Origin of the sequence: Klebsiella sp. NPDC088457, assembly GCF_044900465.1 — a bacterium.
Classification (GTDB): Bacteria; Pseudomonadota; Gammaproteobacteria; order Enterobacterales; family Enterobacteriaceae; genus Klebsiella.
In genome coordinates this window covers 88,425-103,660 of the sequence record NZ_JBJDNH010000003.1, presented here as the reverse complement: position 1 = coordinate 103,660, position 15,236 = coordinate 88,425, and the positions used below count along the sequence as shown (strand labels likewise).

The window sequence follows — 15,236 nt, the reverse complement described above, 5'->3', positions numbered from 1 at the left end:
GACGAGTGCGATAGCCGTATTTTTTAGGGAAGGGTTATGACGGGATTCCGTTGGGAGATCATCGAGGAGTACGGCCCGCTGTTTATGGACGGCGCCTTGATGACCATTAAATGTACCATTATCTGCGTGATCCTCGGCACCCTGTGGGGCCTGACTCTCGGGCTTGGGCGGATGGCGAAAGCTGAACACGGGCCGTGGAAATTTGTCCTGCGCTACCTGGTGCAGTTTCCGGTTCGCGTATACGTCAGCGCCTTTCGCGGTACGCCGCTGTTCGTGCAGATCATGGTGGTGCACTTCGCGCTGGTGCCGCTGTTTATCAACCCGCGCGATGGTCTGCTGGTCACCGGCGGGCTGATGAGCGCCGATTTTGCCCGTGAGCTGCGTTCGAACTACGGGGCGTTTCTCTCCTGTATCGTGGCGATTACCCTCAATGCCGGGGCCTACGTGTCGGAAATTTTCCGCGCCGGGATCCAGTCTATCGATAAAGGGCAGATGGAAGCGTCGCGCGCGCTGGGGATGCCGTGGTGGAAAACCATGCGCCAGGTGATTCTGCCGCAGGCTTTTCGCCGTATTCTGCCGCCGTTGGGCAATAACGCCATCGCCATCGTGAAGGACTCCTCGCTGGCCTCGGCGATTGGTCTCGCCGACCTGGCCTATGCCGCGCGTACCGTTTCCGGCGCCTACGCCACCTACTGGGAACCCTACCTGACTATCTCGCTGGTCTACTGGGTGATTACGTTCCTGCTGGCGCAGCTGGTTAACCGTCTGGAAAAGAGGTTTGGCAAAAGTGATTCACATTAATAATCTGCACAAACGCTTCGGCGATAGCCACGTCCTGCGCGGCATCAGCTGTGATATTAAACCGCAGGAAGTGGTGTGCATTATCGGGCCATCCGGTTCCGGGAAAAGCACCTTCCTGCGCTGTATGAACGCCCTCGAAACCGTTAGTGAAGGCATCGTGGAGGTTAACGGTTTTGCCGCCCACGATCGCGGCACCGATCTGAATAAGCTGCGGGAAAGCGTGGGGATGGTCTTCCAGCGCTTTAACCTGTTCCCGCACATGACGGTGCTGGAAAACCTGATCATGGCGCCGATGAACCTGCTTGGCATGAACCGTCAGCAGGCGGTGCCGCTGGCGGAGGCGCTGCTGGCGAAAGTCGGGCTCAGCGATAAGCGTGACGCCTGGCCCTCGAGCCTGTCCGGCGGCCAGCAGCAGCGGGTGGCGATAGCCCGCGCCCTGGCGATGAAACCGTCCATTATGCTGTTTGATGAGCCAACCTCCGCGCTGGATCCCGAGCTGGTGGGCGATGTGCTGGCGGTGATGAAAAATCTCGCCAGCGAAGGGATGACGATGGTGATCGTGACCCATGAAATGGGCTTTGCCCGTGAAGTCGCCGATCGGGTTATCTTCATCGACCAGGGCGTCATTCAGGAAGAGGGGAAACCAGAGCAGATCTTTACCGCCCCGAGCAACCCTCGTACGGCGGCATTTCTTAGTAAAGTCTTATAACGACGCCACGCGCCATCAGGGGGGCAACCCCTGATGGCGCTATTATTCCGTTACACCGTTTCCGCTTGCGCATTCTCGCCATCGCTGTCCTGCCGGGCGTTCGCCAGCAGGGCCTTTTCCGTCTTCCCCAGCCACTGAATCAGCAGGAACACCGCGCCGCAGGCTAACAGCGCGATCAGCAATCCATCATAGCCCGATACGCTAATCAGCAGGCTGCTGACGACCGGCCCGGCAACGCTGCCCGCCGACCAGAAAAAACCGAGCAGCGCATTAATCATAATCAGCTTCTGCCCGTTGAAGGTTTTCCCGGCGCGCACCAGCGAGAGTGTATACAGCGCCCCCGCCGCCGCTCCGAGGATAAGGCAACCGACAATCAGCTGGAGGTGCGATCCCAGCAGGAAAGGCAGGGCCAGCAGGGCGAGGCAGAAAACGATCGCGCAACCGAGATGCACCCGGCGGATGCCGAACGTGTCGGCAACCCAGCCCAGCGGCGCCTGGAACAGGGCGTCGCCGGTCAATACGAGAGTGACCAGCAGCACCGCCATCGCTTCGTTCAGCCCTTTATCCATACCGTACAGCGGCAGCAGCGCCAGAATGCTGGCGTCAAAGAAGGCAAAGCAGAATACCCCGGAGGCCAGCACCGGTAAAAAGGCGCCGAGGCTACGCCAGCTGGCGCGTTCGGCCAGATGCTCGCGGCTGCCGGTCGGCAGATGGCGCAGCATCAGCAGACACAGCGCGGTCAGGCCAGCGACGGCCAGCAGTACCCAGGGCTGATATTCCGCGCCGGCAGAAATCAATAGCGGCCCGGCCAGCTGGCAGCCGGTAAAGGCCGAAGCATAAATCCCGGTCAGGGTGGCGCGGTTTTTCCCCGCCGCGCCGCCGGTTATCCAGCTCTCGCCGAGGACGATGATCACCCCTGAGGCGATCCCGGTCAAAAAACGCGGCAGCAACAGCTGCAGCAGATCGACCGTCAGGCATGAGGCGATAGTGGCGAGCGCCAGCAGGAGCAGGTTGAAAATCAGCAGGGCGCCCATTTCAAAACGCCGACACAGGGCAGGGGAAAGGAATGACGAGAGCATCATTCCGGCCGGCGGCAGGGCGGCCAGCAGGCCGACGTAGACGGTGTCTATCTGCTGCTGCGCCAGCTCAAGGCTGATTAACGGCACCGTATAACCGGTGATAAAGCCCACCAGCGACGCGGCCATGATCATCGCCAGGGTGGGGGCCAGGCGATTGTGGTCTGGGTTAAACATTTTATTCCCGATAACGGAAGTCAACAGGTGGATAATCCGGCAGATTGCCGATAGCCCTGCATATTAATTAATCGTATGCCGTCTGTCACCGCTGAAATGACTACTAATATTGATATTCGTGCGCGGGCCGGCGGCGAAACGCTGCGCTCAGGCGTTGGGCGAGTGTTGTCAGCGCGCTGGCGAAAGGATATAACCAATAGGGCATTCCGCCGTCGGCGGGGGAGGCCTGTATAAACGGTATCCCAATCCAATACTCATTCAGCGTTGATGCTGTGCAGGAAAGGAGTAAGACATGGCAGTATCGCCTTCATCGATCGCCGAGGCCATCCGCTGGCGACGTGATTTTCACGCCTCCCCGGAGCTGGGCTATCAGGAACAGGAAACCTCGCGGCGCGTCGCTGAATTACTGACATCATTTGGTCTGCAGGTACATACCGGCCTCGCGGGGACCGGCGTGGTCGCCACGCTGGAGAACGGCCCGGGACCGGTTATCGGCCTGCGGGCCGATATGGATGCGCTGCCGATTACCGAACTGGGCGACGTCAGCTATAAATCACGAAACCCGGGCGTGATGCACGCCTGTGGGCACGACGGTCATACCGCGATGCTGCTGGCGACGGCCGCGCATCTGGCGCAGAGCCGCCGTTTTCGCGGTACGGTGCATTTTGTTTTCCAGCCGGCGGAAGAGAATCTCGGCGGCGCGCGCAAAATGGTGGAAGAGGGCCTGTTCGATCTGTTCCCGATGGACGCCATCTACGCGTTGCATAACTGGCCCGGGCTGCCGCTGGGGCACGTGGCGATCAACGACGGGGCGATGATGGCCTCCCTTGACGCCTTTGAGATAACCCTGACCGGCAAGAGCTGTCACGCGGCGATGCCGGAAAGCGGCGCCGATCCGATTGTCGCCGCCGCGCAGCTGATTATGGCGCTGCAGACCATCCCCTCGCGTCGTCTCTCGCCGCAGGAATCGGCGGTGGTCAGCATTACCCAGATTGCCGGCGGCGAAGCGATTAACGTCCTGCCGGACAAGGTGGTGCTGCGCGGGACCTTCCGTTGCCTGAGCAACCGGGTTCGCGAACGGGTGAAAGGGCTGATTGAGCGCTATGTCAGCACGCAGCCGCAGGTCTCTGATGTGCAGGGGGAGATTTTCTGGTATCCCGGCTATCCGGTGACGAAAAACCATGCGTCGGAGGCGATAAAAGTGCGCGAGGTCGCGATCGCCGCGCTGGGCGAGTCGGCGGTGAGCGGGCAGATCAACCCCTCGATGGCGTCGGAAGATTTTGCCTGCATGCTGGAGGTCTGTCCGGGAGCCTATTTCTGGATTGGCACCGACGGCGAAATCCCGTCAAAACCGCTGCATAACGCCGGATACGATTTTAACGATGACCTGATCGAACATGGCGTGGCCCTGTGGAGCGAGCTGGTGGAAAAGCTGCTGCCGGTTCGTTGAACAGCGGCGCTGCGTGGCAAACGCCGTCGGCAGCGTATCCATGCGGGGGAGAGGCCAACGCCTCTCCCTTGTGGCTTTGTTCAGGCGTTGGCCGCCGCTTTCAGCCGCGCCTTCATATCGCTGTAGGCACGCCAGGCGAACTGTTCGCTCCAGCGCTGATCGGCGATTGGCTCAATCTTCACCGGGCAATATTTGGTTTCCGGCGTTTTTGAGATCGGGTCGAGGTTGTCCTGGGTTAATTCTTTGCAGGCCCCGACCCACCATTGGTAGGTCATATAGACGGCGCCTTGATTGATGCGGTCGCTGATGTCGGCGCGGGTCATCACTTTCCCGCGCCGCGAGCTGACCCACACCAGCAGCCGATCCGCGATCCCCAACCGTGCGGCATCGGCACTGTTAATCTGCACGCGACCGGTTTCAACCCGTCGCGGGTCGCAGACGATGATTTTCGCGCCGTTTTCGCGCGCTTTATCACCCGCCGGACGACGATAGGGGGGAATCTGCGCAGTTGTAGCCAAAGACCAGCAGGCATTTTGAGTGTTGCAGAAGTTATGCCAATAGTTAATTTATTGATAAATAACGATATTGTTTTGGTGGTGACCGTCGGTCGTCGTGATGTCGTCACTAATGACGATGATGCCAGGGAACGCCCGGGAAGGGCGTTCGTGCGGGGCTTAGCGCGCGGTATGCTGGAACTGCGTCAGGACTTCTGGCGTTAATCCGGCCGCCAGCGCCGCTTCGCAGATCGCCTGCCAGCTGCCGGCATCCAGCGGGATACCCTGCGCCAGGCGTGCCTGGCGATTGGCCTCTTCCCACTCTCCAGGCACCAGAATCGGCGCATCTGCATCGTGAGGCGACTGCTTACACCAGTCTATAAAGGCCTCGGTCTGGCCCTGCATGTCCGGGGCGTCGAAGGTTTCCGGGTCGAGAATAAGGGTGGTCATACAGTTGAAAATGGCATCGACGCAGGTTTGCAGGCTCTGCTGATGCGTGGTTTTACCGCCGGAGACGGCGCCGCCGAGGATTTCGCACAGCGTCGCCAGGGCGTAGCCTTTATGCTGGGCGAAGGTGAGCAGGGCGCCTAACGGCGAGGTCTGCATTACCGCCGGATCGGTGGTCGGCTCGCCCTGCGCATCAATCAGCGAACCGGCCGGAACGGCTTCCCCTTTGTGCCAGGCGACGCGCGTTTTACCAAAGGCGATGGCGCTGGTGGCGTAGTCAAGTAGCAGCGGCGGCTGGCCGCGACGCGGGAAAATCACGCACAGCGGGTTGGTGCCGAAGCGGCTGTCTTTGCCGCGAAAGGGAGCGACCATCGGATCGCCGACGACGCTGACGAAGTGGATGGAAATGAATCCCGCCGCCGCGCACTGTTCGGCCCAGTAGCCAATGCGCCCGATATGGTGCGCGTTGCGTAGCGCAACGGCCGCCATACCGTGCTGCCTGGCTTTTTCGATGCCGATCTGCATCGCTTCGTGGGCGACCACCTGACCAAAACCGCCGTTGCCGTCGAGGGTCACGACCGCCCCTGCGTCTTTCATGATGCTGGCATGGCGGTTAAGCTGCAGGTGCCCCTGCGCCTGGGAACGGACGTAGGAGGGGATCATCCCCACGCCGTGCGAGTCGTGGCCAGCCAGATTGGCGGCGACCAGGTGATCGGCGACGAGGGAGGCTTCGGTGGGCGAACTACCCAGATGGCAGAACAGCGTTTCGACGAACTGATGCAGATCCGCGGCGGGAAAACGATATCCGGTAGGCACTGATACACTCCTGTTGTTCTCTGATTGTGTTGTTGTTTTGTTAAGTTTGCGCTTCCATGCTGCTCTCCCTGGCGAAGAAGATCAACCTGTTGCCGACCGGAAAGCGCAGCAGAGAAATGAGGGACAGGAAACAGGCTTGAGGCCCGGCGTGCTGTTCGTGGCACTGATAATCATTATGATAAAAACCAGCTAATAAATGATAAAGAGAAGACCAAAATGAACATCAGTGCTCTGTTTTTAATTATTGTCGCGATTTCGCTGCTGGGATTATCGATCTATTGCTTATTGAGTTATATAAAAGAACGCAAAGCGATGCGCTTTAAATCTTTCCGTCATCGCTAATACCCGGCGATGGCCCGGGCATTCATTTTATTTGTAATGGTTGTCGCGCCAGGCTTTCGGCGTGGAGTGGTATTTTTCACGAAAACTCTTGCTGAATAACGGGTGGCTGACAAAACCGCAGCGCCAGGATACCTGCTCAACCCGCAGCCGGGGATCGGTTTCCAGCAGCTGCCGGGCCGCCTCCAGGCGTATCTCTTTAATCTCCGCCATCACCGAGCTCCCCTGCTGCTGAAAAGCCCGGTCGAGGCTGGATCTTGAGCAGCGCAGCATCCGGCAAAGCAGGTCAGGAGAGAGGTTATGTTGATGATAATTAAGCGCAATAAACGATTTTGCGCTGTTCACAAGATGCGCGAGTTTTCCTGACGAGCGCAGTCCTTTCTCCTGCGCCACATCGGCCAGCACCTGCAGCGCGATATGATGTAAACCATCGACGATCGCCGCGGTTTCCTGTACGGATAAACTTGCCGAATGGGCGTCCAGCAGCAACATATGCGATTTTAAAAATAGCGCTAAAGGGTGATTATCCAGGGAGATGATTGGGCTGGTCAATTGCCCGCTAAATAGCGTTTGGATTTTCGCAGTATGCGGAATGATATACAGCTGTTTGACATCATCACATTGATAATTGTAATAATCATTGCGCTGATGAACGATGAGCTGTCCCGGATTAACCTGGGCGACGGCTGATTTTTTTCTACCGCCGATCAGCTGATGCCCCTGTACCAGCAGAGAAATATAGGTTGAAGACTCAGCCACCTGATGCGGGTCGAAGATTGTCTCGTTTTTAGAACCCATTGCACTACAATAATCGCCGGAAATAGCAGATATGGTTTTATGGTGGGCAATAATCTCTGCCGGACGGCGATTATTTACGACCTCAATGCCATAGCAGCTGAGGTTCTGCGCTATTCGCTGATAGCGCTCTTCCGGCGCAATATCCGCCGCGCTTAACACATGGGGAACGTACAGCGTCGTAGGTCTGGACATGTTTGTCGCTTATCCCGGGGTGACGTTGACAGGCTGGCTCTATTTTATCCGCTCATTATAAGATTAATCTTAAAAAACACCAGCGTCAGGCATAATGCTGGTCACTTAAGGTGGCCAGCCTCGGTTTATGATTTATCGTGGGCTTGCGTAGGTAGGTAACCGCTGGTTTAGGCGAAAGGGCTTCTGGCGCGGGTTCAGGGGAATGTTCCGTTTACCATCGGTTTCGCACACTTTTGTTTGCCGCCAGGCAGGTGAACGGCCCAGGGCCGGTTTCGCCCGGCCCCATGATCCCCCGCATCCGCTGATGTTGCGCCGGTCGCGACTGTGACGAACGGTTTTCGCTACCTATATCGGCTTATTTTTCGCTCCGCTAAATATAAAATATCCTCATAATAACGGGAATGTTCTTAGCAACCCTGCGGCTGTTATTTTAAAAAAGGGTTATGTATTTTTTATCTCAGCGACGCGTGGGCTCTCTGCATCAACGGAAATATTATGCAAAACGCAGTGGACAGCCGGATAAAAACGATTGCAAGCTATAGCGCAGGCATTCAACGCGCGACGGGAATAACAGCATATGCGTAAGAGTAAAATTATTTTTTTATCTTTGATGGTTATTTGTGTTTTATGTTTTGCAATTGTTGCTGCTTATTTTTTGCTGCTCAAAGATAATTTTGCTGAACCGGTAAACGAAGAAACCGAAGCCGCGGTTCTCAAGGTCGCCGGGCTGGTGAAAAATGGGCCAGCCGATGCGCAAACCGTGAGAACGCTATATCAGACGCGAATCGCCACTCGCCGGCTGAATCTGGATAGCGGCCAGCTGTTACCGGCCGGAGCATCGGAGGGAGAGCAGAAACGCTGCGTCGATCTCTCCCCGGCCCACGACCCGGCCCAGATCCGGCAGCGCTGTTCGCCGGTCGATATCTACCTGGTTCGTGATAAAAACAATCATATTCAGCAGGTTATTTTACCGGTATACGGTAAAGGCGCTAAATCGATGATGTACGCGCTGGTGGCTCTCGACATCGATGGCCGCACGGTGAACGATTTACTCTATTACCGGCAAAATGAAACGCCGCTGCTGGGCGCCAGAGTGGAGGACCCGCAGTGGCGCAGCCAGTGGGCAGGCAAAAAAATACGCGATCGGCAAGGAAATCCTGCCCTGAAAGTCGTTCAGGATAATCCCGGCCAGCACGATGTGTATACCGTGGATGGCATCAGCGGGGCGACCTTAACCTCAACCGGCGTCGGGAAGAGCATTAATTTCTGGATGGGAGAGCAGGGGTACGGCAATTTCCTGCGCCAGCTGCAGGACAATCCGGCGATATTAACGCAGTAGTCGGCGCTTTATTTTTCTCGCCTCACGACGCCCGCCCGGCGTCGTATTTTTATCGTCTCAACAGGCGACCGAAGGCACAATTTAATCGCCAATAGCGGAGGTAATCGAACAGGCTGCTCTTTGCAGCAGTTTACATAAATTGTCACTGTTTGACATTCTCATGATCTGCATCATGTCGCTGCGAGCAAAAATGACAATGATAACTATTATCATTAATCATAATGGGATGGATCATGCCCGGGGCTCGTCATTTTTTGCTGTTAACGCTGTTTAGCCTGCTGTTTAACGCGTGCGCAATGGCGCAAACCCACTATGCACCCTATATCGAGGATATCGAGCAGCGGCTGGATAACACGTCGCAGCTGTACCAGCAGCAAAAAAACAACGAGGCGCGCCGGGAGGTGCAGGCCGCCTACTTTGAAGTATTTGAGAACCTCGAAGGGCCGATTCGCATCAATTTCTCGGCGCGCAAAAGTTACGAGATGGAAAGCACCTTCGGCGATATCCGGAGGATGATCGCCGACGGCAAACCGCTGGCGGAGGTCCAGGCGCGGATCGACGGGCTCAAAAAAGCGCTGCGTGAAGTTGAACCGGTTCTCGATGGCGGCCATCGGCTGGTGGCGGAAGAGCAGCATACCGCCTTAACCCGCGACGATATCGCCCTGCACTGGCAGAACAGCTTCCGCACCATCGACGATCTGCTGGCGCAGGCGGTGAGCGCCTATCAGGCGGGGGATTTTAGCCACGCCAGCCAGCAGGTACAGCAGGCGCACTATCAGGGGTTTAAAAACTCTGAAATGGAAATGTCGGTACGGCAAAACCGTTCGGCGAAAACGGCGGCGGCGATTAACCAGCAGTTTACCGCCTTGATTGCCCTGACGGCCCAGCCGGATCGGCTGAACGACGTCGCCTACCAGGTCACCGCGCTGCTTCAGGATCTGGAAGATATTTTGCCTGGCCTGCCGACCACCCGCGACGATCAGCCGGTTAGCGCCCCGGCGGCGGAAGGCGCCGCGCCGGTTGCCGATACCGCGCCGCGTGCCGATTGGGCCAGCGTGGCGACCGGCATTAACCACAGCGTCGATGCCGCGCTGGCGCGTTACCAGCGCGGGGAAGCCGGGGATGCGATTCTGGATATTCAGGATACCTACTTCGACCGCTTCGAAGCCACCGGCATGGAGAACAAAATAGGCTCCCGCGATGCCACCTTCAAAACCCGCCTTGAGGCCCACTTCACCCGCATGGTCAGTCTGATGAAAGCCGGCCAGCCGCAGGAAGCGCTGGCGACCGAAGCGGCGGCACTGCGCGCGGATCTGCAGCAGGCGGTGACGATGCTGGGTGAGGGGGAGGAGACGCAGTGGAGCCTGCTGCTCTACAGCCTGCTGATCATCGTCCGCGAAGGGCTGGAAGCGCTGCTGATTGTGGCGGCCATCGTGGCGTACCTGGTGAAAAATGACCATCACGACAAACTGCCGTTGATTCGCCAGTCGGTCATCGTGGCGCTGATTGCCAGCGTGGCGACGGCGGTTATCTTCCAGCTGCTGTTTACCAACTCCGGCGCCAGCCGGGAGCTGCTGGAAGGGATCACCATGCTGATCGCCGTGGTGATGCTGTTCTTTATGAGCTACTGGCTGCTGTCGAAAGTCGAGGCCCGCCACTGGAAGGCCTGGCTGGAGGGCAAGCTCAGTCATTCGCTTTCCCGCGGCTCGCTGGTCGGACTGTGGCTGACCAGCTTCCTTGCCGTCTATCGCGAGGGGGCCGAAACGGTGCTGTTTTACTACGCCCTGATCGGCGATGCGCAGGGGCTGCCCGGTCATCTGGCCATTGGCGCCGGGTTCGCCATTGGCTGCGTGGTGTTATTGGTCGCCTGGCTGATCATGCGCTACTCGGTGGTCCGTCTGCCGCTTAAACCGTTCTTCATGTTCACTGGCGGCTTCATGTACCTGATGGCATTCGTTTTTGCCGGTAAAGGCGTGCTGGAGCTGGTGGAGGGCAAGCTGTTCCAGCCGACATTGATCGGCGGGGTCCCGGAAATCAGCTGGCTGGGAATTTACCCCTATCTGGAAACCCTGGCGCCGCAGGTGATGTTACTGATTGCGGCGCTGGTCGCGCTGTGGGTCATGCGACGCCGCAGTCTGCTATCCGGCGAGAGTATAAAAAATAATGACTAACCATTTAAGACGAGAGGATTTGTCAGATGACCATTAAGAAGACCTTGATTATCAGTGCCACGGTGGCCGGAATTTTTGCCGCTCCTGCGGCGCTGGCGTTTAAAGAGTATCCGGCCGGCGAGCCGGTCACCATGAATGAAATGGAGCTCGCCGCCGTCTATCTCCAGCCGATCGATATGGAGCCGCGCGGGATGGGGCTGCCGGCAGCGAAATCGGATATCCATCTGGAAGCCGATATTCATGCGGTGGAAGGGGGCAAAAATGGCTTTGGTGCGGGCGAATGGATCCCCTACCTGACCATCTCCTACACCCTGGTCAATAGCGACACCGGCGAAAAACAGGAAGGGACCTTTATGCCGATGGTCGCCAGCGACGGCCCGCACTATGGCGCCAATATCAAAATGATGGGGGTCGGCAACTATAAAGTGACCTACCACATTGAACCGCCGTCAAAAGCCGGGATGCACCGTCATACCGATAGCGAAACCGGCGTCGGCCGCTGGTGGAAACCGTTTGATGTCAGCTATGAGTTCAAGTACGTCGGCCTGAACTAAGCGTCCGTCACGCAGGAGGGGCACGGACTCTCCTGCGCTGTATTGCTGTCTGCGGATTGAAGTCATCCGCCGTACCGGGTCGAAGTCATGAGTTATTTTTTCGTCACCACGCTACAGGTCTTTTTCTGCATCGCGCTGCTCTCGTCGGCGCTTTGGGGGCGCGGTGCGCCTCCGGCGGTGCGCCCCCTGGTCTGGACGCTGCTCGCGGCGCTGGCCGCCGGGCTGCTGGCCGGACTGTTTATTCGCGGCAGCCAGACGCTACAGCTGCTGCTGGTCGGCGGAGAAATTCTGCTTTCGCTGCTGTTTATTCTCAGCTTCTGGTGGGCCGGGCCACGCCTGCGCTACCTCTGGCAGGGGATCCTCGTGTTTGGCGCCGCACGCCACTGGGCGCTGGATCCCAATCTCGGGGGCCTGACCTCCACCCACGTGCTGAATACCGATCTGCTGTTGAATCTGACCGCGATGGTGCTGGCCTTTGCGTTCCTGTGCCTTGCCGCGGCGCTCTGCGCCATGCTGCTGCGTCGGATGCGCTGGTTGTACTGGCCGCTGACGATATTGCTGGCGATCCTGCTGTGGCTACCGCTGTCCGGCACGCTACTGCTGCTGCTGATGAAGCTGCAGATCGTCCCGCTGCTGAAGCCGCTGCTCAGTTTTGTCGCCAAAGTGACCAACAACGCGGCGCTGTATAACTGGCTGGCCGTCGCGGTGCTCCTGCTGCTGAGTCTGTGCTGGCTCCCGGCGATCCGCCGTTATAGCCTGGCGGTGAAGGGGGCTGACCAACCGATTGCCCGCCGGCTTGCGCGGGCCGAACGCCGTGGCGCCGTGCGCCTCGGGTTAACCACCGCCTGCTGCGCGCTGGCGATCCTCGGCGGTCAGCTGTGGTGGGATCTGGTGGCCTCGCAGCCGCCGAGGCTGTCGCAAGCGCAGCCGGTGACCCAGGCCGCCGATGGCCGGGTGCACATTCCCGTCGCCCAGATTCGCGATGGCAAGCTGCATCGTTTTGTCTGGGTGGCGGATGATGGTAAAGCGGTACGCTTTTTTGTCATTAACCGCTACCCCGACAAATTACGCTTCGGCGTGGTGTTCGACGCCTGCCTGCTGTGCGGCGATCAGGGCTATGTCATGGAGGGAAACCAGGTGATCTGCGTTGCCTGCGGAGTGCATATTTTTATCCCCTCCATTGGCAAAGCCGGCGGCTGTAATCCGGTGCCGATTGATGGCTGGCGCAACGATGAAACCGAGCTGACGATACCCGCTGCGGCGCTTGCCGTGGGAGCCAACTATTTCTCTACCGTATTGACCATCAAGGTCACCGACCCGGTGGATGGTTCGACCCTGACCAACACCGCGGCGGAGTATAAATACAGCTACGGCGGCAAAACCTGGTTCTTCGCCTCCGAAGCGAACTATGACCGTTTCCGTAGTACCCCCGCCGCGTTTGCCCCCGGCGCCGTGGAGGAGGAGTAGCGATGCTGTGGCGAATGATCTACCAGTCGTGGGGACGTAATCTGCGCCGCAAATCGCTGGCGGTGTTAACCGTGTTTCTGGCCACCAGTCTGATCTCGGCGCTGCTGGCGGTGTCTATCGACATCGGCGACAAAATGTCCCGCGAGCTGAAATCCTACGGCGCCAATATCCTGATTGAGCCGGCGGGGCAGGCCGCGCTTCCCGCTTTATTCAGCGAGCAGAGCAACCCTCTGGCCAGCGACGACTTCCTCGATGAGGGCGAACTGCCCAACATCAAAGATATCTTCTGGCGCAACAATATTGTCGGTTTTGCCCCGATGCTTAGCGGAGAAGTGAAGGTGGATGGGCATGATATTCGGGTGCTGGGCACCTTCTTTGAGCAGCCGGTCACGATACCTGATGAGGAGGGCTATGCGACCGGGCAGCGCACGGTCAGCCCGTTCTGGCAGGTCACCGGCCGCTGGCCGCAGGAGCCGCCGGGGGCAGAGGCGCAGACGCTCGTCGGACATGCCCTGGCGCGTCATTACGGCTGGCAGCCCGGCGATCGCCTCCGCTTACAGGTGGGCGACACGGCGGTGAACGTCACGGTCAGCGGCATTTTATCCAGCGGCGGCGATGAGGATACCCAGCTGGTGATGCCGCTTGGCGTGGTGCAGCAACTGCTGGGTTTAGCGGGAAAAATTCAGGCGATTCGCGTGTCGGCGTTGACCGTCCCGGAAAACGAGCTGTCGCGGCGAGCGCGCGAAAACCTCGAGGCGCTGAATGCTGAAGAGTATGACCTGTGGTACTGCACGGCGTATGTGTCATCCATTGCCCACCAGCTGGAGGAGGCGATCTCCGGCGCCGAGGTGCGCCCGGTCTGGCAGGTTGCGGCATCGGAAGGGGTGGTGATCGATAAAATCCAGCTGCTGATGGCGGTGGTCACCCTCGCCGCGCTGGCCGCGGCGGCAATGGGCATCGCCTCGTTGATGACCAGCACCATTATGGAACGCGCCCGGGAGATCGGCCTGATGAAGGCGCTGGGCGCGCGGCAGTGGCAAATTCTGCTGCTGTTTTATCTGGAGGCGGCGTTGGGCGGCCTGCTCGGCGGGGCGTTGGGCTGCGTTGCCGGCTGGGGGCTGGCGAAGATCATCGGTCTGATGCTGTTTGCCACGCCGCTTAATTTTGCCTGGATCGTGGTGCCCTGCGTACTGGTAATTGCGGTGCTGATTGCGCTTGTGGGCACCTGGTTCCCGGCGCGACGCATTGCCCGGCTTTACCCTGTGGAGGTGCTGTATGGCCGCTAAGCGCGACATGCTGTGGTTACTGGTCTGGCGGGCGCTGCGCCTGCGCTTACAGCGGGTCAGCGTGGTCTTTGCCGCGCTGGCGGTCGGCGCCACCATCGTGACCGCGCTCTCCGCGGTGTGGTTCGACATCAACAGCAAAATGAGCGAGGAGCTGCGGACCTTCGGCGCCAATTTTTATATCGGGCCGGCCCACGGCACCCGGATGCCGCAGCCGGAGCTGCAGACCATTCTCGACGCCGCGCCGCAGGGGCTGATTCATGGCGCCAGCCCCTGGCTGTACGGCACGGCGCGCACCGAACTGGAAAAAGTGGTGATGGTCGGCGTGTGGTTTGAGTCGTTGCAAAAGCTGGTGCCGTACTGGCAGGTCAGCGGCGACTGGATCGGCGTCAGCTTTGACGATCGCAACGCCATGATCGGCGTGAAGCTGGCCCAGCGGCTGGCGCTGAAGGTCGGCGATAGCGTAACCCTGGTCGATCATCAACGGCGTAAAAAGCTGCTGGTGAAGGGGATCGTCGAGGCCGGCGACGCCACCGATAATATGCTGATTGTCAGCCTTGATGTCGCACAGGATTGGCTGCAAAAGCCTGGCATCATCAGCCACGGCCTGCTGAGCGTCAGCAACGATCTCGGCCAGGTGGAGCGCTATGCCGGCCAGCTGCAGCAGCGCTATCCCGACCTCGAGATCCGTCCGGTGCGTAAGGTCTCGGCAACCGAAGGCCAGGTGCTGGAGAAAATCAAAGGGCTGATGGGGCTGGTATCGCTGGTGATCCTCGCCCTGTCGTCGCTGTGCGTGAACACCACCCTGATGGCGATTGTCGGCGAACGCGCCCGCGAATTTGCCTTGCAAAAAGCGCTGGGCGCCGGCAACGGCGACATTATCCGCCAGATGCTGCTGGAAACCAGCATCATCACCCTGGCGGCGGTGGTCTGCGGCTGGATCCTCGGCTATCTGCTGGCCCAGCTTCTCGGCCTGACCGTCTTCAACGCCACCATTGCGCTGCGCCTGCCGGTGCTGCCGATTACCCTGGCGCTGTCTTTACTGGTCGCCCTGCTGGCGGCCATTGTTCCGGTGCGCCGCGCGGTCAGCGTCGAACCGGCGAAAGTGTTGAAAGGAGAATAA

At 59.0% G+C, this 15,236-nt stretch carries 13 protein-coding genes and 1 pseudogene; 10 read left to right on the top strand and 4 right to left on the bottom strand.

What is annotated here, in order from left to right:
* The first annotated feature begins 36 nt into the window (after nucleotides 1-36).
* Complete coding sequence (locus ACI2JR_RS03630; RefSeq protein ID WP_132730685.1) at nucleotides 37-801, top strand: amino acid ABC transporter permease; 765 nt, start codon at nucleotides 37-39, stop codon at nucleotides 799-801.
* Nucleotides 788-1,510: an amino acid ABC transporter ATP-binding protein gene (locus tag ACI2JR_RS03625; protein ID WP_132730826.1), complete on the top strand. Its 723-nt coding sequence runs from the start codon at nucleotides 788-790 to the stop codon at nucleotides 1,508-1,510. The genes ACI2JR_RS03630 and ACI2JR_RS03625 overlap by 14 nt, the downstream gene beginning before the upstream one ends.
* A gap of 50 nt (nucleotides 1,511-1,560) precedes the next feature.
* Here ACI2JR_RS03625 and ACI2JR_RS03620 read toward each other — a convergent pair whose 3' ends face one another.
* Entirely contained in the window at nucleotides 1,561-2,763 is a 1,203-nt protein-coding gene (locus ACI2JR_RS03620; protein WP_462477902.1) for an MFS transporter, read from the bottom strand.
* 292 nt (nucleotides 2,764-3,055) lie between these two features.
* Between ACI2JR_RS03620 and ACI2JR_RS03615 the strand changes: the two genes are divergently transcribed.
* Nucleotides 3,056-4,213, top strand: coding sequence for a M20 aminoacylase family protein (locus ACI2JR_RS03615; protein WP_132730687.1), 1,158 nt, complete (start codon nucleotides 3,056-3,058; stop codon nucleotides 4,211-4,213).
* Nucleotides 4,214-4,293: 80 nt separating this feature from the next.
* On the opposite strand, the pseudogene ACI2JR_RS03610 reads toward ACI2JR_RS03615, so the two are convergent.
* Nucleotides 4,294-4,632, bottom strand: a pseudogene (locus ACI2JR_RS03610) (molybdopterin dinucleotide binding domain-containing protein); the annotation flags it as partial.
* A 255-nt stretch (nucleotides 4,633-4,887) separates the two neighbouring features.
* Nucleotides 4,888-5,970 carry a malate/lactate/ureidoglycolate dehydrogenase gene (locus ACI2JR_RS03605; RefSeq protein WP_132730688.1) on the bottom strand — a complete coding sequence of 361 codons (1,083 nt, stop codon included), beginning with the start codon at nucleotides 5,968-5,970 and terminating at the stop codon, nucleotides 4,888-4,890.
* A gap of 216 nt (nucleotides 5,971-6,186) precedes the next feature.
* Between ACI2JR_RS03605 and ACI2JR_RS03600 the strand changes: the two genes are divergently transcribed.
* Nucleotides 6,187-6,312, top strand: a complete 126-nt coding sequence (locus tag ACI2JR_RS03600) for a small membrane protein (protein WP_243655236.1) — start codon at nucleotides 6,187-6,189, stop codon at nucleotides 6,310-6,312.
* Nucleotides 6,313-6,339: 27 nt separating this feature from the next.
* Here the strand turns inward: ACI2JR_RS03600 and ACI2JR_RS03595 are convergent, their stop codons facing one another.
* Complete coding sequence (locus tag ACI2JR_RS03595; protein WP_462477901.1) at nucleotides 6,340-7,299, bottom strand: helix-turn-helix domain-containing protein; 960 nt, start codon at nucleotides 7,297-7,299, stop codon at nucleotides 6,340-6,342.
* A 577-nt stretch (nucleotides 7,300-7,876) separates the two neighbouring features.
* Between ACI2JR_RS03595 and nqrC the strand changes: the two genes are divergently transcribed.
* From nqrC to ACI2JR_RS03565, 6 genes are all read left to right on the top strand, one after another.
* The gene (gene nqrC / locus ACI2JR_RS03590) at nucleotides 7,877-8,638 is read left to right on the top strand and encodes an NADH:ubiquinone reductase (Na(+)-transporting) subunit C (RefSeq protein WP_462477900.1); all 762 of its coding nucleotides are present in this window, start codon (nucleotides 7,877-7,879) and stop codon (nucleotides 8,636-8,638) included.
* A gap of 233 nt (nucleotides 8,639-8,871) precedes the next feature.
* Nucleotides 8,872-10,809 (top strand): FTR1 family protein, encoded by a 1,938-nt coding sequence (locus ACI2JR_RS03585; RefSeq protein WP_462477899.1) that lies wholly within the window; start codon nucleotides 8,872-8,874, stop codon nucleotides 10,807-10,809.
* Nucleotides 10,810-10,835: 26 nt separating this feature from the next.
* Nucleotides 10,836-11,363, top strand: a complete 528-nt coding sequence (locus ACI2JR_RS03580; protein ID WP_132730692.1) for an iron transporter — start codon at nucleotides 10,836-10,838, stop codon at nucleotides 11,361-11,363.
* An 87-nt stretch (nucleotides 11,364-11,450) separates the two neighbouring features.
* Nucleotides 11,451-12,830 (top strand): Fe-S-containing protein, encoded by a 1,380-nt coding sequence (locus tag ACI2JR_RS03575; RefSeq protein WP_132730693.1) that lies wholly within the window; start codon nucleotides 11,451-11,453, stop codon nucleotides 12,828-12,830.
* A 2-nt stretch (nucleotides 12,831-12,832) separates the two neighbouring features.
* Nucleotides 12,833-14,116, top strand: coding sequence for an ABC transporter permease (locus ACI2JR_RS03570; protein ID WP_132730694.1), 1,284 nt, complete (start codon nucleotides 12,833-12,835; stop codon nucleotides 14,114-14,116).
* Nucleotides 14,106-15,236: an ABC transporter permease gene (locus ACI2JR_RS03565; RefSeq protein WP_132730695.1), complete on the top strand. Its 1,131-nt coding sequence runs from the start codon at nucleotides 14,106-14,108 to the stop codon at nucleotides 15,234-15,236. The genes ACI2JR_RS03570 and ACI2JR_RS03565 overlap by 11 nt, the downstream gene beginning before the upstream one ends.